This is a genomic window from Posidoniimonas polymericola, assembly GCF_007859935.1.
In the GTDB taxonomy this organism is placed as follows: Bacteria; Planctomycetota; Planctomycetia; order Pirellulales; family Lacipirellulaceae; genus Posidoniimonas; species Posidoniimonas polymericola.
In genome coordinates, this window is sequence record NZ_SJPO01000012.1 from 31,482 (window position 1) to 52,059 (window position 20,578).

15 protein-coding genes are annotated in these 20,578 nt (G+C 67.9%); 5 read left to right on the forward strand and 10 right to left on the reverse strand.

Annotated features, from left to right (window positions below; genetic code table 11):
- Positions 1–27 precede the first annotated feature (27 nt).
- The 7 genes from Pla123a_RS20630 to Pla123a_RS20660 form a co-directional block, all read right to left on the reverse strand.
- Entirely contained in the window at positions 28–1,020 is a 993-nt protein-coding gene (locus Pla123a_RS20630; protein WP_146590530.1) for a glycosyltransferase, read from the reverse strand.
- Complete coding sequence (locus Pla123a_RS20635) at positions 1,017–2,408, reverse strand: O-antigen ligase family protein (RefSeq protein ID WP_146590532.1); 1,392 nt, start codon at positions 2,406–2,408, stop codon at positions 1,017–1,019. The genes Pla123a_RS20630 and Pla123a_RS20635 overlap by 4 nt, the downstream gene beginning before the upstream one ends.
- A gap of 11 nt (positions 2,409–2,419) precedes the next feature.
- On the reverse strand, positions 2,420–3,730 hold the full coding sequence (locus tag Pla123a_RS20640) for a hypothetical protein (RefSeq protein ID WP_146590534.1): 1,311 nt from the start codon (positions 3,728–3,730) through the stop codon (positions 2,420–2,422).
- A 74-nt stretch (positions 3,731–3,804) separates the two neighbouring features.
- Positions 3,805–4,533, reverse strand: a complete 729-nt coding sequence (locus tag Pla123a_RS20645; RefSeq protein ID WP_146590536.1) for a CpsD/CapB family tyrosine-protein kinase — start codon at positions 4,531–4,533, stop codon at positions 3,805–3,807.
- Between the two features lie 51 nt (positions 4,534–4,584).
- Complete coding sequence (locus tag Pla123a_RS20650; RefSeq protein WP_146590538.1) at positions 4,585–6,138, reverse strand: GumC family protein; 1,554 nt, start codon at positions 6,136–6,138, stop codon at positions 4,585–4,587.
- A 65-nt stretch (positions 6,139–6,203) separates the two neighbouring features.
- The gene (locus Pla123a_RS20655) at positions 6,204–7,517 is read right to left on the reverse strand and encodes a glycosyltransferase (protein WP_231956575.1); all 1,314 of its coding nucleotides are present in this window, start codon (positions 7,515–7,517) and stop codon (positions 6,204–6,206) included.
- A gap of 47 nt (positions 7,518–7,564) precedes the next feature.
- On the reverse strand, positions 7,565–8,638 hold the full coding sequence (locus tag Pla123a_RS20660; protein ID WP_231956576.1) for a sugar transferase: 1,074 nt from the start codon (positions 8,636–8,638) through the stop codon (positions 7,565–7,567).
- Positions 8,639–8,978: 340 nt separating this feature from the next.
- Here Pla123a_RS20660 and Pla123a_RS20665 point away from each other — a divergent pair, with 340 nt between their 5' ends.
- From Pla123a_RS20665 to pth2, 3 genes are all read left to right on the forward strand, one after another.
- Positions 8,979–9,782, forward strand: a complete 804-nt coding sequence (locus Pla123a_RS20665; RefSeq protein ID WP_146590543.1) for a GGDEF domain-containing protein — start codon at positions 8,979–8,981, stop codon at positions 9,780–9,782.
- A gap of 147 nt (positions 9,783–9,929) precedes the next feature.
- The gene (locus tag Pla123a_RS20670) at positions 9,930–13,055 is read left to right on the forward strand and encodes a DUF4332 domain-containing protein (protein ID WP_146590545.1); all 3,126 of its coding nucleotides are present in this window, start codon (positions 9,930–9,932) and stop codon (positions 13,053–13,055) included.
- A 433-nt stretch (positions 13,056–13,488) separates the two neighbouring features.
- Positions 13,489–13,884, forward strand: a complete 396-nt coding sequence (gene pth2 / locus Pla123a_RS20675; RefSeq protein ID WP_197528158.1) for an aminoacyl-tRNA hydrolase — start codon at positions 13,489–13,491, stop codon at positions 13,882–13,884.
- Between the two features lie 67 nt (positions 13,885–13,951).
- Here the strand turns inward: pth2 and Pla123a_RS25210 are convergent, their stop codons facing one another.
- A complete protein-coding gene (locus Pla123a_RS25210) occupies positions 13,952–14,080 on the reverse strand; it encodes a hypothetical protein (protein WP_261342771.1) in 129 nt (42 codons plus the stop codon).
- A gap of 310 nt (positions 14,081–14,390) precedes the next feature.
- Between Pla123a_RS25210 and Pla123a_RS25215 the strand changes: the two genes are divergently transcribed.
- Positions 14,391–14,519, forward strand: coding sequence for a hypothetical protein (locus Pla123a_RS25215; RefSeq protein WP_261342772.1), 129 nt, complete (start codon positions 14,391–14,393; stop codon positions 14,517–14,519).
- 281 nt (positions 14,520–14,800) lie between these two features.
- Positions 14,801–16,360 (forward strand): PQQ-dependent sugar dehydrogenase, encoded by a 1,560-nt coding sequence (locus Pla123a_RS20680; RefSeq protein WP_146590547.1) that lies wholly within the window; start codon positions 14,801–14,803, stop codon positions 16,358–16,360.
- Positions 16,361–16,414: 54 nt separating this feature from the next.
- Here the strand turns inward: Pla123a_RS20680 and Pla123a_RS20685 are convergent, their stop codons facing one another.
- A complete protein-coding gene (locus tag Pla123a_RS20685) occupies positions 16,415–19,831 on the reverse strand; it encodes a beta strand repeat-containing protein (RefSeq protein ID WP_146590548.1) in 3,417 nt (1,138 codons plus the stop codon).
- 561 nt (positions 19,832–20,392) lie between these two features.
- Positions 20,393–20,557 (reverse strand): hypothetical protein, encoded by a 165-nt coding sequence (locus Pla123a_RS24795; RefSeq protein ID WP_197528159.1) that lies wholly within the window; start codon positions 20,555–20,557, stop codon positions 20,393–20,395.
- Positions 20,558–20,578: the final 21 nt, after the last annotated feature.

Here is a 20,578-nt window from a genome sequence, read left to right on the forward strand (position 1 = left end):
CTGGTCCGCCCGTTACGACTCCAGCGGTCACGCGTGACCGACCTCGGACGCACGCGGCGCCCGGGGCGCGGCGACCGTGGTCTTCCCGCGGCGTTTGTCCCCCGCGACGACCCTGATCAGCCGGTGCAGGGTGAGCTTCGGCGCCAGCGCCGCGGCCATGGCGATCTTCGCCCTGCCCCGCCACACGCGTCCGCCGTACATCTCGCCAACGCCGGCCAGGTAGCTCGACTTGGCGTAGGCGCTCACCCACTCGCGCGCCCGCGCGACGGGCGGCGCGGCGTCTAGCCGCTCGGTGAACTCCGCGTAGCCGATTGCCGGGCGCCGCGACCGGCGTCGCTGCGCGAGCTCGATCGAGTACTTGATGCCGCGGATTATCGACCGCATGTTCTTGCCGTTGAGGCTGCCCGCGTGCACCCGGTACTGGAACAACACCGGGCCAACGTTCGCCATCTCGGCGGCCTCGCTAAGTCGCATGAACAAGTCGTGGTCCTCGCTGACCAGCCGCATCGACCAGTACCCGCCGACCCGCCTCACCAGCTCGGTCCGCGCCATGATGCTGGGGTGCACTAGCGCGTGCCGCCCCTCGTCCAGGGCGCGGCAGATGTCACGGTGCGTGGTCGGCATGTGGAGCCCGCCGCCGATCTTCGCGTCGCCGAACTGGGCGGTCTGGCAACCGACACAGCCGACCGCCGGTTGTTCATCGAGGAACCTCACCTGCCGCCCGAGCCGCTCCGGCAGCGAGATGTCGTCGGCGTCCATCCGCGCGACGTACTCGCCCCGGCAGTTCTCCAATCCGACGTTCAGCGCGACCGCCAACCCGGTGTTCGCCTGACTCACCACCCGCACGCGCGGGTCGCTGAGCGACTGGAGGTAGGCCGGGGTGTCGTCGGTCGAGCCATCGTCGACGATGATGAACTCGAAATCCGTGAAGGTCTGTCCGAGGATCGACTCGACCGCTTGGGGCAGGTACGGCGTCGCGTTGTAGGCGGCCATCAGGACCGAGACTCTCGGTGTGCTCATGCTCCCCCCTCCAGGCCGACCGGCCCCCACACGGGCGCAACCCTGGCCGGTTCGGCCGCCCGTTCTTTCGACTCCCCGGGGGCGTAACGCAGGGACGCCGCCGCGGCGAACATCATCGAGAAGATGGCGAGCTCGCGGGGCAGCGCGAATCCGCCCTCGGTCATCGTGTTGATGATCGCGGCCACCATCACCGCCGCCAGGACACGGCAGGGCGTGGAGTCGTACGCCATCGCCCAGTAGCACATCCGCGACGTCGAGAGGAGGAGGATCAGCAGCATCAGCGTCAGGCCGACCGCGCCCAGGCCGATGAGCGTCTCGACGTAACCGCTGTGGGCGTGGCCCGGGATCCAGCTGACTTGCTCGGCGATCGACTCGTTGTTGTCGGCGGTCCAGAACGCGCCGAAGCCAAACCCCTGCACCCGCCGCGACTCGGAGCGCTCGAGCAGGGCCTCCCACAACGGCAGCCGGCCCGTGAGCGAACCCACCTTGTCGTGCCGGCCCATCGTGACAACCTCCCCGGAGGTCTTCAGCACGGCCGAACCGCCCACGCCGAAAAAGATCATCCCGGCGCCCACGACCGTCAGGGCCACGGCGCCCTGCAGCGCCAGCTTGCGCCAACCGGGCGTGAGCACATACACCATCGCCATGCCCGCCACGCAGCACGCTAGCGCGGTGCGGGACTTGGTCAGGGCGATCACCAGCAGCGACGCGCCCAGGATCAGCAGCCACAACCAGCGGCGCTCCTTCGCTACCCGGGCGTAGGCCAACGCGGGTATTGCCACCATGGCGGTGAAGCGGCCCAGCGGGTTGGGGTGGAGCGATCCGGCCAGCCGCCACGTGTTGTCCAGCTCTCGGGCCGAGCCGAACACGACCTCGTGGCCGCAGGCAAAGGCGACCGTCATGGCCGAGGTCAGGAAGACGATCGAGCAGATTTCTGCGAGGTCGTAGCGCACCGCCAGCCCGACCGCGAGCCCGAAGTAGACCGTGATCCGGACCAGTTCACGGGCCGTCTTGCCCTGGTCGATGCTCCAGAACCACGAGGCGCAGGTCCACGCCAGTGCGGCCAGGATCAGAGCGGCGAGCAGGGGAGAGCCGATCCGCACCCCGCCCGGGGCGGTCGCCAGGCAGTAGGCCGCCAGGACCGCGGACAAGACAAAAGCCGCCTTGCGTTCGGGGTAGGCGGCGGTGACGTCCTGCTCAAAGCGGTTCATCTCGTCGAGTGTTTGCTCTAGGAGCTGGTCGTGCGTGAGGCCGGCCGAGCGGAAGTCGTGCATCATGCCCATGAACATCAGGCAGAGCATCACCGACATGCCCACCACGGCCGACCCCAGCTTGGGGATGCCGAGCGCCGCGGTACGCTGCTCTGAGTTGTCGTGGGAGGAATGCATGACCGTTCGAATCAGATGCTTGCGGGTTGGGTGGCGTGCAGCATGCCCTGCTTGCTGCTGGCGCGGAGCAGGGCGTCCCAGCTGACCAGAAGGATCGGCAGCGACCGTGCGAGCATGGTCCAGCCAACCCCGGAGGCGCCGTAGAGGTACACCAGCGGCAGGCCGACAACCAGCGTGACCGCGAGCTGCGAGATCGACGCCAGGCTCATCTTCTTGCCGAGCTCGAGGGCGGTAAGCGCAGCGTCGACCGGTATCGAGGTGGCCTGCAGGCAGATCGCGGCCGCCAGCAACATCACGAGCCGCGGGTCGGCGAACTGCGCGCCGAAGAACGCTTGGATCAACTTGTCGCCGAGCCACGTCATCGCGACCATCGCCCCCACGGCCAGCACCACGGAGGCGAACGTCAGACGCACCGTGTGCGAGAGCAGCCCGGCCGTGCCGTCGGCTGCCCGCACCCGCGCCGCCCACGAGCGGGCAAACGAGGTCATCGCGAGGATCAGTGGGTTGGCGAGCATGACCACCGCAAAGGCCGCGCTGAAGACGCCGAGCACGTCGATCCCGTGGATCCCGACCAGCATCCAGCGCAGGGCCCCGTCGCCAATCAGCCACGCGACGGCAACCAGCAACAACCAGCGACCGAACCCCCAGTTAGACCTGGCGTCGGCCACCACCCCCGCGTACGAAACGCCCGCGCCGCGGAGCAGGCCCCACACGAAGGGCAGGCATGGCGCCGCCGCCAACGCGGTCGCGATCAGCGCCACCGCCGGCGTCAGCCGCTCGGTGTAGACCAGCAGCAGCAACGCCGCGAGCGTCAGCACCCCAATTGGCAGGTCGAGCAGCAGCAGCCGCGCGCTGCTGAAATCCGCGATAAACACACGCCGCACGTGCTCACGCAGCAAGAACGTGACCGACAGCGGAGCCATCGCGTAGGCGAACGGCGCCAGCCACGAGTCCGCCGGACCGAACGCCTGCGTCAGAGCGCCGGCCGCGATGCAGAGCAGGCACAACGCGGCCGCCATCGCTGCCGCCATCACGGTGTTGTTGGCGAGGTAGACGCCGCGTTCAGAGCGGCTCAGCCGGCACGCCCGCGAGGTGTAGGGCACCCACACCACGGCGTTGACGAGCCCCGCCACGAGCCAGAACAGGAACGGGCCCAGGGCGTAGACGCCAAGCGCCTCTTTGCCGAGCGTGCGGCCGACAATTACCGTGGCCGAGAAGCTCGTCAGGCTGACCACCGCCTGATCCGCAATCGTCCAGACGCCCTGCACCGACGCGTTGGCGCGCGGCTCTGGAGCGAGTTTTGGATCGTTGCTGACAGGCATCTTCGCGTCAGGACCGGATGGGTGAGTGGCGGCCCGGTGAGAGGCGGCCCGGCGGGCGTAAACGGCGGCGAGGTCTACAGCGACGCTCCCAGCCAGCGGGTGGCGAAGCTCTTGCGCCGGGTGACAACCGAGCCGATCACAGAGACCCCGTCCTGACGGAGCTTCTGCAGGGCGTTGCTGGCGGCCCGTCGGCGGGTCGCTTCACTCCGCAGCACCAGCAGCACCGCGTCGGCCTGCTGGGCGATGGGCAGCAACGCGCCGAGCGACTTGTCGGCCGGCGGCAGGTCGAGCATCACGACGGAGTACTCGCTCCGCACCTCCGAGAGCAGCGAGGCGAACTGGCCGGCGATGCCGGCGCCGCCGCCCAGCGACTTCTGCGCGCCCAGCGGCATCACGTCTAGACCGTCGACACGGGTGGCGTGGATGCACTCAGACAAATCGGCGCTGCCGGTGACGGCCTCCGTGAGTCCGGCCACCCGCCCCAGACGGAACGACTTCGCGAGACGTGGTGCAACCGGGTTGCACTCGACAAGCAGCACCGGCCCCAAGCCGTGGTCCGCGTAGCGGATCGCCACGTTGGCCGCAACGGTCGTCGCGCCGCAACGCCGGTGGCAGCCCATGACGCCGACGGCGAACCCCTCGGTGGGGTTGTCTTCATTGCTGCGCAGCCGCCACACGATGGCGTCGAAGGCGTCGGCGCCCCGACGGCTTGGCACGGCCTTGGCGCCCGCCACGCGGTGCGCCCTCGGATCCGAGGGGCGCTCGAAATCCAGGGTTCTCCCCGACTCGGTATCTGTGTTCATACGTTGGTTCCCTGCGTTGTCTACGCGTTGTCCGTCCGGGCCGAGCGCCGCCTATCGATTCAACACCCGTTCGTGGCCGCGTCCCTCGGGGACTTCGGCGAACACCGGGAGCCCTAATTCACGCTCCACGTCCTTCCCGGTGCGGAGCTGACCGCCCAGGCCCTCGCTGGCCACCACCGCGGCGATCGTCCCGCCGAACGCCAGCATCAGGGCCCCGACCCCGACAAGCGCCTTGGAGGGGCTGACCGGCTTCTCCTGGAACGTGGCCGGCTGGGGCAGGCTGAAGCTCGAGATCCGCTGGTCCTCGAGCGCCTCGTCGATCCGGGCCTGCTCGAGGTTCTCCGAGTACTTGTAGTACTTGTCGCTGGCCAGACGCACCGCGCGGTTCAGCTCCTCGATCTCGACCTCGAACTGGTTGAGCTGCTTCATGTCGCTCACGACCAGCAGCTTCTGTTCGTTCAGGGCCTGCAGCCGGGCCGTGAGTCCGACGGCGAGGGTCTCCTGACGCTGCAGCTCGAGCGACAGCTCCCGGTGCACCGGGTTCACGTCGTCGACGGTCTCCTCGCGCTGGCCATCCTGCTGGTCGACAATGTCCTGGGCCTTCTCGACCTGGGCGCTGACCGACTTGACCATCGGGTGGTCGTCGCTGTAGCGGGCCTGGTAGTCGATCTGCTTGACCTGCAGGGCGTAGAGCTGCTCACGCAGCAGGTCGGTCCCGACATTCGGCACCGAGGTCTTGGACGCCACGAGGCGTTCCGGGATGTCGGACAGGGCGCCGCGGATGCCCCTGATCTTGGCGCTGGTCGAGGCGAACTCCTGCTCGGCCTGGTACAACGAGAGCTCGATGGCGCTGATCTGGCTCTCGTAGCTAGAGCGCCGGCCCTGAACGCTCGCGAGCTGCATCCGGTTCTTCGCGTCCCGCAGGCTCTTCTCGGCGTCTTCCAGCTGCTGCTTAAGCTGCTTGGTCTGTTCAGAAAAGAACGCCAACGACTGGGGGTTCCGGAAGATCTTCGAGTACTCACGCTGGTACAGTTCGACCAGCGTCGCGAGGATGTGCTGGGCGCCGTCGGGGGTGTCGGTCTCGTAGGAGACGACAATCACGGTCGAGTCACGCTCGGACTTCACCTCGAGGTTCTTGGTGAATTCGATGATGGCGCGTTCGCGGTCCGAGACCTTGTCGATGCTGCGGGCGAGCGACACAAGGTTCTTCAGCGGCGTGAGGATGGCCTCGACGATGGGGTTCGGTTCCGACTCGTCGGCCGGACCGCCCTCCAGCACGTACTCGGCGCCAACCTGGTCCACGACCTGCTCCACCAGCCCGCGGCTCATCCAGAGGTCGACCGCCGAGCGGACCTCCGAGTCACGGCCGTGCTGCTGCAGCTCCATGAACTGCCCGGTGGTGGCGGTTGGATCGATGCCGACGGACTCACGCCCTACCCGCATCAGCACCTTGGCCTCGGACACGTAGGTCCGGGGGGCAAAGAAGATGATGGCCACGCCCATGGCGATCACCGCGATCGGGATAAACACGATCTTCCACTTGTGGCGGAAGAGCAGTTCCCCGAACTCGCGGGGGTCGGTGAACAGGCTGGTTGTGTCTTGCATACGGTTCTCTCCAGTAGACCGCCCGCCCTACAAACGGGGCGCCGGCCAAACTTTTCTCGGTTTCCCTACTTGCCGATGGCCTCGAGGGCCGCCAACTCTCCCCGCACCGCCGGAGACTCCGCCGCGATCTGCTCGGCGTTGCGCGTGGCCGCCTCGCGGCGGGCAGTCGCGATCGCCGACTCGTACACCAGGTCCATCACCTGCCGCCGGGTCTCCCAGACAAAGCCGGCGGCCCGGCGCGTCGCGCCGTGGCTCAGGCTGAGCAGGAACTCGTTGTCGGTCGCCAGGCGGGCGAGCGCCTCGGCAAACCCGGCGACCACGCCGCTCGGGCTCGTCGGTTCAACCGGGATCGCGCAGCGCTCCGACATGATGTCCGCGGCGCCCTGGTGATCGATCCCAATAATCGGAACCCCGGCGGCAAGCGCTTCGAGCATCCCAGCGCCGGAGGTGTCTCGCAGGCTCGTGAACGCGAAGAGGTCTGCCCATTGGTAGTGGGGCAGCGTTTCCTGATACGGACCCCAGCCCACCCACTCGATTTGATCCGCGATGCCGAGCCGCTCGGCCAGCCGAACGAGCCGGGCCTTGTCGGAGCCTTCTCCCAGAACCCGGACCTCAAACCGCGCGGTCCGCGACGCCTGGGCCAGCGCCCGCAGCAGCAGCGGCAGCCCCTTCCACGCCCTCAGGCGGCCGGTCCACAGCACCCGCAGCGGCTGGTTTGGGTCGCGCAGCTCTCGTTTCGGCAGCACCGGGTAGCTCAGCCCGGCCTCGAGCTCCACCGGCGCGCGGACGCCCAGCGCGTCCGCTAGGTCTCGCTGCGCTAGCTGGGTGGCCGCCAGCACGCAGGCCGCCCCGCGGGCCGCTTGGTGCACCCGCGGGCTGAAACGCAGCTGCAGCGTGTTCATCAGGTTGCGGGCGACTTCGCGGGCCCCGCTCGCCAAGTCGGCGACGCCGAGGAACCGGAGTGGGAAGTTCTGCGTGCCGCCTAGCGGCCCCCACACGAACGGCGCGTCGATCTTCCAGCCGTACCCCGGCTCGCGGTAGCCGCAGAAATTGATCTGGTGGACGAGGTCGAACGGCTGATGCGCGTGCAGCTGTTTGCCGAGCGCAGCGGCTCGGCGGTGCCACAGACGATACCCAACGCTGTAGACCAGATCGATGGTGCAGTCCCAATCCATGCAGGCGAGGTGGGGCACCACGCGGAACTCGATGCTCTCCCCCGCCCCCGCGGCGATCGCCAGCTCGCGCAGCTCCTCGGCGCTGAACCGCGACCCACACAGTACGGTGACGTGGTGATTCTGTGAGGCGAGGATCACCCGCGCCCATCCAACCCGGCTCTCGGCGGACTCCTCCGGGTGGCACGCGTACGCAATCGCCAGCACCCTGGCGGCACGTCGTCCACACGATTGAGGCTCGAGGGCCCGCTGGATCATCGGGGCCCCCGCGCTAGCAGGATCGAAGGCCCGGTGCAGGCCAGGAGCCACAGGTCCTGCGCCAGGCTGCGGCGGCGGGCGTAGCGGAGGTCCATCCGCATCCACTCGTCGAACGTCACGGTGTTGCGGCCGGTGACCTGCCAGGTGCAGGTGATGCCCGGCGTCACCTGCAGCCGGCGACGCTGCCAGCGGGAGCACGCGAGCGACTCGTCAACCGGCAACGGGCGCGGCCCGACCAGCGACATGTCGCCCCGCAGCACGTTGATCAGTTGCGGTAGTTCGTCCAGGCTGGTCGCCCGCAGGAACCTCCCGACTGTGGTGACCCTCGGGTCGCGGTACATCTTGAATGCCGGGCCGTCCTGGACGCTGTGGTGGCGGAGCGACGCCTTCTGCCGGTCGGCGTCGGCCACCATCGTGCGGAGCTTCAGGATCTGGAAACGTTTGCCGGCCAGGCCCTCGCGTTCCTGCCGGTAGAACGCGCCGCCCCGCGAGGTCAGCACCACCGCGCCGGCCGCCGTCAGCAAGAACGGGCCGGCGACGATCAGCCCCAGCGAGGCGCCCGCGATGTCGACCGCACGCTTCCACCCGGGCATGGCCTGGAAGAAAACGCGGTCCCCGATCCCGGCGTCTACCCCGGCCCCTACCGGGCTGTCGACCCCGACCGGCTCCTTGGCTTGCTGATGGCTGTCGGCGTGATCGCTCTGATCCGGGTAGATATGGATTTCGAAGGCCGCGTCGACGGCGTGCTCGCCCAGCTGCTCGGCAATGGCGTCGGCCACCACCTCGGCGCCCTCACGGGACGTGTCTGGCAGGAGCAGCCCGAGCCGCCCATCGGTCCGCCAACCGACGGTGTCGGTCTGCCGGAGTCGTGCATAGAGAAAATCGTCGAGGGCCAGCAGCCCGCGGCCGTCGCAGACCTCGGCGGGCAGCGAGACCGACAGGATCGCAAGCACGGACCCATTGCGGTCGACGCGCATCCGCTCGCACTCGGCGACGCGGATCCAATGATGGCTATCGAGGAACCGGGAAGGTGAGGTTTGGCGATGCGAGAGGCGGGAACGAAGCCGCATCAACCAGGCGGGTGGTGTCATGAGTTAGTGCAGGACAGGTAGGGAAAACGGCGCCTGACTCGGTGGGACTGCGCACGGTCAGCGAGTAAAACCGAACTCAGAGGAGAAGGGCGACGCCATGCGTTCACCGACATGAGCAACTACGACCCCAACGGGCCACCATGCCAGTTCCGCGCCTGATTCCCCCCTCCCAGGCCGGAAAACAGTCGAGACCGTATGAAGGGCGATTATAGTTGCAGAAATCACATTGTCGATTTTCCGTGCGATCGATTCCCCAAAAATGCTATACATTGCATAGAGATAACTCCCCAGCTGCTCCCCTCTTCCCGCCCCGCCCACCATGGAATACCCGCAACGGGACTCCGCCGACGCTCCACCGCAGGCACTTCGCGAGATAGCCACCTGGGAGGCCTGGCGCTACGCGACCGACGCGGTCGCGATTCTGGCGCAAAGCGATGGCACGGCGTTGCTTAAGAACGCCGCGTTCGATCGGCTGTGGGCCGCTATCGACGCCGAGCCGGAGTCGATAGCCGAGCGATTCGGCGCCGAACTGCAGGCCGCCGGCACGGACACAATGGTGTGGTTGTCGGTGACGGTCGCAGCAGGCCAGACGGTCCGCGTCGGCATGCTTCGGCTTCCCGGCAGCTCATCGGCTGTGCTTGTCACGATCCCCAGCTGTTCGGTTTCTCCCCCAGACGCCGTCACCGGGCTGGCCGACCGTCGGCAGTTGGAGGACGACCTCAAGCGTCGTTTCCGCTCCGGCCGCCCCTTCGCCCTGGCCTTTGTGGACCTCGATGGCTTCAAACAGGTAAACGACGACCTGGGGCACGTCGCCGGCGACCTCGCGCTGCGTGAAATTGCCCAACGGATGCGGGCCCTGCTACGCGAGCACGACACCGTCAGCCGCTACGGCGGCGACGAGTTCGTCGTGCTGCTGGACGGCACGTTCGATTTGATTGCCCTGAGCCAGATCGGCGAGCGGCTCAGGAACGCGGCGGCCACGCCGCTAGATTCGGTCAACGGCGCGTCTCAACTCTCGGCCAGCATCGGCTGGGCTACCTCGGACGAGAACTTCCCCACCCCGGCCGAGATGGTCTCCGCCGCCGACCAGCGGATGTACGACAGCAAACGCCAGAGCTGCTAGCACGCCGGCGTCCGCTCGCTGTTTTTCTTGTTCCCGCTGCCGCGACCCCGAGATTGGCATCGCCAGCATGTCGGTGATCGCGCAGAATAGGCGCTCCCGTGAAGGACCCACTCCCGCTCCTAGCAATGATGCCGAGGACCGTTGATCATGAGGATCACCCGTCTGCAGCTGGACGACCGCGCCCACGAGCCGCTGCTCGAGGCCGCCAGCGTTTCTGACTCTCTCAATATTGTTCCGCTCACCGACGACAACCACGGCGGAGCGATTCTGGACCTGTTGCAGGTCGTCCTCTACGGCCACGGCGGCTTGGCCCGCAAGCCCAAGTTCGACGGCGCGTTCGGCGAGGTCGACCTGACCGCCGACGCCGGCCGCTTCCGGTTGCGTCGCCGCCACCAGGCCGACGACACCGAGCGTCTGACGGTCGCCCGGCTGGACGGCGGCCCGACCCCGCCCCGCGCGATCGAACAACTCCTCTCGCAGCTGCCGGTCGGCGTGGTCGAACGCGTCTTCCACGCCAACGGCCGCCGCGGCGACCAGCTCAGCGAGCTGCTCAGCGAGGAGGTCGCCGAGGTATTCCTGGACCTCGACCGCGGACGCCCGGCCCCGTCGACCCAGTCGACCAACGCCCTTGCCACAGGCCGAGCGGACCGCGTCGCTCAGCTGCGCCGCCGCGACGAATTGGCGCTCGCCATCGAGGACCTGCTCGGCAGCCGGCGGCTCCGCAGCACCGAGGTCGAGACCGAGCTGCACGAGCTCGAAGCCGAAGCCCAGCATTTGCTCGAACGCCGCGAGTCGGTCGACCGCCGCCGCATGTCGGTCGAGGGCGAGCTCTCTGCCCTTGAGACCCGCCTCCGCTACCTGGCGATCTCCGAGACCGTCCAGCGCGAACAGAACCAGACCGACCCCGAGTCGACCGGCCATCAGCTCGACGAGCTCGAGGGCCAGATCGACCGCTGGCGCCAGACCCTGGCCGAGCTCGAGCTGCGTGAATCGCACGTCCGCTCCGAGTTGGCCGCCATCCACCCGGACGACGCGTCGCCGTCGATCGTGCTGTCGGACCAGCGCGCCGGGCTTGCGGTCGCCCAGCGTCTGATGCACGACCTCGAGGGCGAGGTCGCCCGACTGGCCCGCGCCGCCGACTCTCAGGCGTGCGTCTGCCGTGACGCCCACCCACGGATCAACCCGCTGCTGGAAACCCTCGCCAAGCAGATCGACCGCCTGACCGATCTCACCGCTCAGCAGCAGCTCGCGTTCCGCGCCCAGCAGCTGAAGACCGAATCGGAACACCTGGCCCGCAGCCAGATGGACCTGCAGCGTCAGCTCGACCACCTGCTCACCCGCCGCCAGGAGCTGTACCGCGCCAGCCGCCTGAAGCGGACCGACGGGCTCGACGTCGTGCCGGCCGAGGGCTGCTGCCCCCGCACCCGCACCGAGCTCGAAGCCGAACTCTCCTCGGTCCAGGCCGAGCTGAACTCGCTGAACGAGTCACTGGAACGCGTCTCGCGCAAACGACGCGAGCTCGACGAGCAGCGCGGGCGGCTGCTCTCGGGCAGCCAACTCGAGTCACTGCAGCGAGAGCTGGCCGAAGTCGAGCGTCAGCTTACGTTCACCGAATCACCCCAGCCGACCGCCGCCCCGGCCGCCAACCGCTGGCGGGCGTCCGAGCTGTTCGCCCGGCTGACCGACGGCAAGTGGGTCGGCCTGCGGCTGGTGCTCAACGGCCGTGAGTTGGCCGCCACCGACCACCGCGGCCAGCAGTGCCTCGCCCGTGAGCTCGACGCCTCCGAGCGTCGGCTCGCGTCGCTGGCCCTGCGGCTGTCGATGGTCTGGACCGCCGGCCAGCGCGGCGTCCGACTGCCGCTGATCCTCGACGAGCCGTTCGCCGGCCTGACCCGCGACCAGATCGCCTCGCTCGCCACGACGCTTGAGGACTACGCCCGGGCCGGCCGCCAGCTGTTTGTAGGCACGGCCGAACAGGACGCGTTGTCGCGGTTCACGTCGCTCGGCGTGCACTGGCTCAGCTACGCCGCCCCGGCCCGCCGGGAGTACGTCGTGGAGCAGGCTCCGGCCCCCGCCCCGCGCGCCGTCACGCCCGACCTGCCGCTGCAGCGGGTCACCACGACCAAGCGGGTCGAGTCGACGGAGTACCTCCTCTCGCCCGAGGACAACATCGAGCGTTTCCCGGTCCCGATCCGCAACCGCGAGACCGTGTTCCTGCGGTCCCGCATCCGCACCATCGCCGACCTGCTCGGCGCCGACCCCAGCGCCGTGGCCGAGGAGCTCGACCGCGACGACGTCACCGCTGAGCTGGTCGCCCTGTGGCAGACGCACCTCGGGTTTGTCTGCTTCGTGCCGCACCTCTCGTTCGACGACGCCGTCGTGCTGACGGGCGCCGGCTACTACTGCCCCGACGACCTGGCCGACGCCGACGACACCGACCTGCACGAGCGGGCGAGCGCCTACCTGGCGAGCGACCGCGGCCAACGCCTGACCGACCGCGGCTACCGCTTCGACAGCGAGCGGGCCGGCCGCTGGACCTCCGACGCCCGCCGCGGCCGCGACCGCTGGCGGAACTCCTCGGCCTGGTCGGGTTGGCAACGCCACCGCGGCGAACGCCGCCAACGCACCAGCCGCAACGGCTGGTACGAACGCAACGGCTCGCGCCGCAACGGAACCGACGGCTCGCACCTCCGGCTGCGGACCGACAGCTCGCACGACCAATCCCCCAGCCTATCGTCCCGCCGCAACGGATCGTCGAGCAGCAGCGAGAGCTCCTCGACGCGCACCAACGGCAGCTCCAGCCGCAACGGTTCGAGCAAGTCGACGACCAAGCAGCTCAAGTTCTACCTCGAAACCTCCAGCCCAATCGTCGACGCCCCGTCGATCGGCCCGAAGACCGCCACCAAGCTCGAGAAGGCCGGCGTCCGCACGGTCGCCGACCTGATCGCCGCCGACCCGGAGCTGCTGGCCGAGAAGCTCGACTCCAGCCGCATCGACGCGGAAACGCTCGTCGCCTGGCAGCACCAGGCGCAGCTCGTCTGCCGCATCCCCCAGCTCCGCGGGCACGACGCCCAGATCCTAGTCGAGTGCGGCTTCACCCGCCCCGAAGAGGTGGCGTCGATGAAGCCGGCCGAGCTGTTCGGGTTTGTCGAGCCGTTCTGCGGCACCGCCGAGGCCGAGCGGATCATCCGCGGCGGCAAGGCGCCCGACCTGGCCGAAGTGACCGACTGGATCAACTGGTCGCGTCAGTGCCGCGTGCTGGGCGCTGCTTAGCCTGACGGTGCGGGGCCGGCCGATGGGTGACTTTTGTCCCTAGCTACCACAACGATTCCTAAGGTCTAAAGTCGGGGCCCGTTTCTCGCACCGACTGCCGTAACCCTCTATTTCGCAACGCGTTGGGGCGATGGCCATTTCGCCCAACGCCCGACTCTTGTCCGTTTTTGCACGTTCAGGCGGACAAAAGTCACGGCCAATCGAAACAAGCTGGCTCCCAGCAGGCGTCGCGCAAGAGCGAACCAAACCGGGCAGTCGCAGCTCTCCTATTGGACCGCGCTTGGGCGGTGATTTCTACAAAGAAATGGCCAGCAAGCCATGTCTTTGGGAACGCTAGTCAGCGTTCATTTCCGGATGTCGCTTGCCCGGGCCTGCTGAAGACGATCGGGATTGGCGGCGTTAGGAACCCTCGGAGCAATGGACGGAGCCACGCGTGGAAAACACCCCCACCTGGATCAAGCAGGTCATCGTGATGCGGCACGACCTGAAGATGCGCCGCGGTAAGCAGATAGCCCAGGGGGCCCACGCGTCGATGTCGTTCCTCTGTCGGCGGCTGCAGGCGGGCGGCTCGGTGAGCACGCAGGACTTGTCCGAGGCCGAGCGGGCGTGGCTCGAAGGGGCGTTCGCCAAGGTCTGTTGCCGCGTCGACAGTGAAGAGGAGCTGATGGAGATCTACGACCGGGCCAGCGAGGCCGGCCTGGAAGTGCACCTCATCACCGACAGCGGCAAGACCGAATTCCACGGACACCCCACCCGCACCTGCCTGGCGATTGGCCCGGACGACGTCGACAAGATCGACCCGATCACGTCGCACCTGGGGCTGTTGTAGGTCGGCGATCTACCACAAGTGGTGCTGCAGCGGCGTTGCGAGCAGACTCGAGCTCCCCTGAGAAAAGCTAAGGCAAGTTCAGCATCGGTGGCGCAGTGAAATCTAGCGGCGGGAACTCGAGCAGCGGCTTGTAGCCGGGCAGCGGCCGCGGACCGGGCGGCAGGAACGATTCGAGGAAGTCGTCGGCGTTGGGCATCTCAAGCTCTGGCAGCTTGCTCGGCTTTTAGGGCTTGGCCTGCTGCAGCTCAGGCGCCTCTGGCGTCGGGATCCTCGGGTCGAGTGGCGAGCGGCCCGGATTGAAACGCTGGAGGTCCCCGGGCTTCCTTCCATTCCACCACTTCTTGCTGCCGGGCAGCGGCGATAAGGACCCTCCACCTGAGTCCCTGCCGCCCGGCGTCGTAGCGGGCGGCGTCGGGTAAGGGTGCGGACCAATGGGGTGGTTGAAATCGGGCAGTAAGCGCCACTCTTTCTGGTAGTTGGGCTGACTCCAATTGGGCGGCTTGACGTTGGGGACGTCCAACGTCAAGCCGCCGAACGACGGCGCCTGGCTGCCCAGCGGCGGCACCGACGGCCGCGCGTTCGGCGCTCTTGGCGACATCCACGATGGCTTGCCCACCGACAACGCGTCGCCCTGAGCAGCAGCCTGGGAGCAGACGCCAAGCGTAACCACACAGGCGGTTATGGATCTGGCGGCGACGAACCGGATTGTCGACGGGGAGTTCAACATCGCTTCACCCGCGCTCTCGCCGCGGCGCGAGGAAAGGCAGCATGCAACTTCCCGCATCTCAGCCGTGCGGCCTGCCGCTAAGCAAGCCGTATTCCTGTTTTGTCCGCCGGAACCGTGTGCTGGAGTCAGGCAGCCGGCGGGCTTGGACGGCTACTTCGAACTTGCCGGCCCAGTCGCTACGCTGCTCGCATGAATGAACCCGAGAGCCTACGCCCGTTCCTCTTCCAGATGGCCGCCGCCCTGATTGGCTGCATCGCCGTGGTGGCCGCCGCCGCGGTATTTTGGCCCGAGGTGGAGCCTTCTTCTCCGACGCGGCCAATCGAGCAGCAACTCCCCGGCCGGCCGCTCCGTGTCGAGGTGATTGCCGATGACCTGCGGGCGCCGTGGTCGATCGCGTTCCTCGATGACGGGCGGGTGCTGTTCACCGAGCGGCCGGGCCGCGTGCGGTTGGTCAATACCGACCTCACGCTGCAGGACGAGCCGGTGCTGGAGGTCGACGACGTGCTGGCCGACGTCAAGCTCGGGCTGATGGGGATCGCGCTCGACCCGGACTTCGCCGAGTCGCCCTACGTCTACACCGCATGCGGCTACCGTGACGGCGATCAGAAGCGGGTGCGGATCGCCCGCTACCGCTGGACCGGCGACGCCATGGTTGATCCCGAGACGCTGCTCGAAGGGATCCCCGCTCAGTTCAACCACTCGGGCGGGCGGCTGCGGTTCGGGCCCGACAAGCTGCTCTATATCACCACTGGCGACGCCGACCACCCGCCCAACGCGCAGGACCTGTCGTCGCTCGGCGGCAAGATCCTCCGCGTCGCCCGCGACGGCTCGATCCCGGCCGACAATCCCTTCATGGGTCAGGAGGGCGCCCGGCCGGAGATCTACTCGTACGGGCACCGCAACCCTCAGGGCCTCGACTTCGAGCCGGAGACCAACCGGCTGATCACCAGCGAGCACGGCCCCAACGGCGGCGACGAGATCAACTGGACCGAGCCGGGCGTGAACTACGGCTGGCCCGAGGTGTCGCACAACCGCGCGGCCGACGGCATGGAGGCGCCGCTGGTGCAGTTCACCCCATCGATCGCGCCGGCCAGCGCCACCTTCTACGCCGGCGCCCTCTTCCCCGATCTGGAGGGCGACCTGCTGGTCGGCTGCCTGCGTGGCGAGGCGATGCTCCGCGTCCGGCTGACCGACTCCGGCGAGATGCAAGAACTCGAGCGTTGGTTCCCGTCGCGCTACGGCCGCGTGCGTGAAGTGCAGGTCGCGCCCGACGGCGCAATCTGGCTGACCACCAGCATGTTCGACCCGCCCGAGGCCCACGGCGCCGAGGGGTACGACCAGGTGCTGCGGATCACGCCCGCCGGCCCCGACGACGCCAACCGTGACGGCTTGACTGTCATCCGCGACCAGCCGGCCATGCTGCCGGCCGAGATGGGCCTCGGCAGCACGCCCGACGAACGGTACGCGGTGCTTTGCGCCAGCTGCCACGGCGCCGAGATGCAGGGCGCTCTGCACCCGCGGCTGCTCGGCGTGGCGTGGACGCAGGCGCGGACCGAGCAGGAGCTGTTCGACGTGATCGCCGGCGGCATCCCCTACCGCGGCATGCCGGGCTCGCGGCCGTTGATCCACGAGGACGGCTGTCGTGAACTAGCCGCCTGGTTGTGGCAGAAGCACGAAGCCAGTCTGCCGGGCGCCAGCCTTCCGGCGGCGACGCAGCCAGCGAACGGCACTCAGCAGAAAGAAAAATAGCCGCGTCCGGCGGGGCCGGACGCGGCGCAGGGTCGGCTTGGAATCCTGCAGGCCTTAGCGGCGCCGGCGGAGGCCGAAACAGCCGGCGGCGGCAAGCAGCAGGGTGCAGGCCATCGGCTCCGGGGCCGCGGCGGCGGCGACCGGCGCGGGCGACGCGGCCACGGCGCCGTAGTTGGCCCGCCACGCGTTGTAGTCGTCGCCGTCGACCATGCCGGGCGTGACGGTCTCGTTGGGCAGGCTGATCGCGAGGCCCTCGTTGTCACGCCACACAGTGTAGTCGGCCGCGTCGACGACGCCGTCGTTGTTGTAGTCGCCGGCCAAGAGATTCACGACCTCTAGCACCACGTTGGTCGGGTTGTAGACCACGTTCCACTGCAGGCCCGGGTCCAGCGGGGCGCCGGAGAAGTCCTCAGTCGCGAACACGCCCGACACGCCGCCGGTCGCCGACAGGATGGTGAAGGCGTCGCCGAGGACCGGGTTGAGGACTCCGAGCACGCTGACGGTCAGGGCTCCGTCGAGGTCGGCCAGGCCGCCGGTGACCAGGCGGTCGTAATCGCCGATGCCGGTCCCGAACAGGTCCACAAGCAGCTGACCGGTCGAGGCCTGCTGGAAGTCGTTGACGTCGGCCCGGCCGGCAGACGCACCCGTGTGAATCTCGAGGTCGCCCTGGTTGTCGAGCAGCACGCCGAGGTTGGCGCCGTCGACCAGCGTCATCACCTGTCCCGACACGTTCCGCAGGTCGCCGCCGCCGTTGAAAACGGCGCCGACGTTGACCTGCGTGTTGGCGTGCAGCTCGAGGTCGTTGCCGAGGGTAGTGACGCTGCCGTTCTGGAACACGCCGGTCCCGCCGAGCTCGATCCGCGAGATGGCGCCGGCGTAGACCTCGATCCGGCCGCCGAAGTCGGTGGCGTGGGTCGAGCGGAAGGAGCCGTCGGAAAGCTCGAGGCGGCTGGAGGGTTCGAATTCGAGCTCGAAGCCGTTCGCGTAGACCGTGCCGATGTTCGCCGAGACCGTGCCGTTGAACAGGAACGGGGCGTTGTCCCGCAGTTCGAGTGTGCCCTTGGCCGCTTCGAGCAGGCCAACGTTGCCGACGCCGTCCCAGTCGCTGCCGGTGTTTGAGAGGACCAGCGTGCCGCTTGATCCGCCCGTGATGCGGTTGTTGTTGATAACCCTGGCCGAAACCAAACCGACGCCGGAGATGGCGCCGTCGTTGGTGATCGTGGCGCCAGAGATCTCACCGCCTTGAAGCAGGACCAGGTCCGCGACGCCCGAGTTCCACGCGTTGGCGACGTTCAGCACCGCTCCGGCGCCCCGCGTGCCGATGCGGCCGACGTCGGTGATCGGGCCGCCAATGGCCAGGGTCCCGTCACTAGCGGTTAAGCGAGAGTCGCCGACGAAGTTGATCTCGGCGTTGATCGTCCCGTGGCCCTGCAGGTCGAAATTGGTCAGGGAGCCGAGCCTGCCCGGGCCGTTGATAACGCCGCCGGCGATCGTGTTCGGCGTGGCGTGGGAGCCGCCGCGGAAATTGAATGAGCCGCCCGCCCCAATCGCGACCGTGCCGGTGATGTCGACACGGGCCTGCTGCGAACTGTTGCCGGTGACCTCGGTCGTGCCGCGGAGCTCGACGTCGGAGCCCTTGAGGTGGAACGAGGTGATCGCACCGCCGAAGCCGTTGAGGTCGAGCAGGCCGTTCATCACCCAGGAGTCGGTCCCCGGCAGGTTGAGCTCGAGGCTGGCGAGCGTGCCGAGTTCGATCTCGTCTCCGTCGAAGACGTTGTCGCTGCTGTCGATCCCGCCGGCGTTGATCACGAGGGCGCCGCTGAGCAGCAAACGGTCCGAACCGTTGGTGAGGCCATCCAGGTCAACAATCCCGGTCGGCATGTTGATTGTCAAACCGCCGAAATTGGTGGTGGTCGAGTCGAACTGGAGGCCGCCGGCGCCGGAGAACACCGCCGAGTTGGTCTGCAGCGAGCTGCCGGTGAAGCGGAGCGTGGCGCCGGCGTTGACGTTCACGTTGGGCGTGCCGCTCATGTTGACCGACGACGAACTAATGATCGAGCTGCCTGTCCCGCCGACCTCGACGTCCCCGGAGATCGAGACGTCGACTCCCGAGAGGACGGGCGAATTGCTGTCGGAGTTGTTCATGTTGAGCTGGCCGTCCATCTGCCACGAGCCGTCGCCCACCCGCACGCTCAGGTCGCCCGAGTTCATGGTGATCGTGCCGTTGAACGTGTCAGTCCCGCCGAGGTCGACGCTGTCGACGTCGATGTCGAGGTCGCCCGCGGCGTTGATGATGGTGTGGCTGTCGGCGAGGCCGACGCCGTCCCAGTCGATAAACTCGCCGGCCTCGGCCGCGCCGGAGCCGATATCGACCGCACTGTTGACGATGATTGTAGAGCCTTCGCTGTTCACGAAGGCGCGGCCGTCGCTGAAGGTCGCGCCGCCGTTGAACTGGACCGTGGCGCCCTGCGCCACTGTCAGGACGCCGTCGGAATAGCCGGCGGCGTTGGTGTCGGTAAACGACAGCGAGCTGTCGAACACGCCGGTCCCCTGGGTGACGTTGAGCTGCGCCCCCACGCCAGCCACGGTCAGCGCGCCCCCCCGGATGGTCGAAGTCCCCTTATTCAGGTTCACGACCCCGCCCGAGCCGAGGCTCCAGGCGTTGGTGATGTTGACGGTGTCGCCGGCGCCGATGTCCATCGTGCCGCCGAAGCTGTCGGACAGCGGGACCTCGATATTGAGCGTCAGCGAGGTGGCGCCGAGCACGATGATTGGCCCCGTGCCGTCGTCGTCGACGTCGACGTAGCCGTTCTCGTTGTCGCCGTCGAGGTCGACGGTTCCAGTCCCCGAGGCGCCGTTGACGATGTTGAGCGTGCCCGGCAGGTTGAACCCGAGAAAAGCGCCGGGGCGGGAACCTACATACAGCGTGCCGGAGTTCTCTAAGGCCTGGCCGACCGTGGACGAATTGATCAGCTCGATCGTGCCGTGGCCGCCCAGCCGACCTCCCGCGTTAATCTCCAGCAGGCCGCTCTCGAGCTCGATCACGCCGCCGTCTTCCGAGCCGGTCTCGCCGAGCAGCAGCACCGACGCGCCGCTGTTGATCTGGATGCCCTCGGCGTCGAGGCCCTCCTGCGTGGCGATGTCGCGCGGCGTCACCCGCAGGATCGAGTTCGAACCGTTGAGCGTTGTGACGCCGTTGACGATCAGCTCGTTGCCGCTCGTGTTGACCGAGGCGCCGTTGCCGATAGTCAGCGAGTCGATTGTGAAGCCCTGGTCGACGATCGTGGCGTCGCCGGCGGCGTTGGCAACGTTGATCCCCAGCGAATTCACGCCGATGAACACGTCGGAGCTGGTGGGGTCGCCGTCGGGGCTCCAGTTGCCGAAGTCCGACCAGTCCTTGCTGACCGAGCCGCCCGCGTCATCCCAGACGATGTTCTGGGCCAGGGCGGGCGTCGCCATCAGGGCGGCCACGGCCGCGCTCCGCCGCCCCCATACCTGAAGTACATGAGATAGCCGACGAGGTGTCATACTGATTCACTCCTGTGGATGGCGGGCGGGCCGGTCGATTGCCCTGTGCCTGACCGACGCCCGGGACTCGTGCCGGCAGCGTCGCTGCTGCTAGCAAAGAGAGCCCACCCACGACGGGTGCGAGGGCTCTAACGGGCCAATCAGAAAACGCGGCAGAAGGCCGCCAAACAAAACCAGGAATCCCCAGAGAGGCTGCGAAGCAGGCGAGTAGGCCACCGCAGAAACAGGACCCTGCAGAGAGCTACGCCGAGCAGCGGCGAAAAGTGAGTGCGTGCGCGTGGACGCGCAGCTAGCGGCGGCCCACGAACCGCAGCGGGCCCGATTGATGCGGGCCGCTAGCAGCTGCGGTGGGACTACCGGAAACGGACAAAGAGGGGGACCGCCTTGGGGGGTCAGGGAGGCTAGCCGCCGGCTTAATTGACCTGTGGCTAGGCTTGCTGTCCCGGTAACTTGCTGTCCCGTGGCCTGCTGATCCAGCGGCCTACCGGGGCTCAAGCAAGCGGCCTAATAGTCGCCCATGAGGTCGAAGCGGTCGACCACCGGCGCTGGTTCGGTGTTCTCAGAATCGGAGTCCTTGCGGTCCTCACGGCGCTCGCGCTTTTCCTTCGCCTTGCGCTTCTTCTCTTGTTCGCGCCGCATCTTCTCGAAAGTATTTTGATTTTTCGCCAAAACGTTAGCCCTTGGGGTTGG

What these genes read in the sequence shown, in the direction of transcription:
- Pla123a_RS20630 (WP_146590530.1), bottom strand. Translation starts at nt 1,020, where the DNA reads ATGAGCACACCGAGAGTCTCGGTCCTGATGGCCGCCTACAACGCGACG.
- Pla123a_RS20635 (WP_146590532.1), bottom strand. Translation starts at nt 2,408, where the DNA reads ATGCATTCCTCCCACGACAACTCAGAGCAGCGTACCGCGGCGCTCGGC.
- Pla123a_RS20640 (WP_146590534.1), bottom strand. Translation starts at nt 3,730, where the DNA reads ATGCCTGTCAGCAACGATCCAAAACTCGCTCCAGAGCCGCGCGCCAAC.
- Pla123a_RS20645 (WP_146590536.1), bottom strand. Translation starts at nt 4,533, where the DNA reads ATGAACACAGATACCGAGTCGGGGAGAACCCTGGATTTCGAGCGCCCC.
- Pla123a_RS20650 (WP_146590538.1), bottom strand. Translation starts at nt 6,138, where the DNA reads ATGCAAGACACAACCAGCCTGTTCACCGACCCCCGCGAGTTCGGGGAA.
- Pla123a_RS20660 (WP_231956576.1), bottom strand. Translation starts at nt 8,638, where the DNA reads ATGCGGCTTCGTTCCCGCCTCTCGCATCGCCAAACCTCACCTTCCCGG.
- Pla123a_RS20665 (WP_146590543.1), top strand. Translation starts at nt 8,979, where the DNA reads ATGGAATACCCGCAACGGGACTCCGCCGACGCTCCACCGCAGGCACTT.
- Pla123a_RS20670 (WP_146590545.1), top strand. Translation starts at nt 9,930, where the DNA reads ATGAGGATCACCCGTCTGCAGCTGGACGACCGCGCCCACGAGCCGCTG.
- Pla123a_RS25210 (WP_261342771.1), bottom strand. Translation starts at nt 14,080, where the DNA reads ATGCCCAACGCCGACGACTTCCTCGAATCGTTCCTGCCGCCCGGTCCG.
- Pla123a_RS20680 (WP_146590547.1), top strand. Translation starts at nt 14,801, where the DNA reads ATGAATGAACCCGAGAGCCTACGCCCGTTCCTCTTCCAGATGGCCGCC.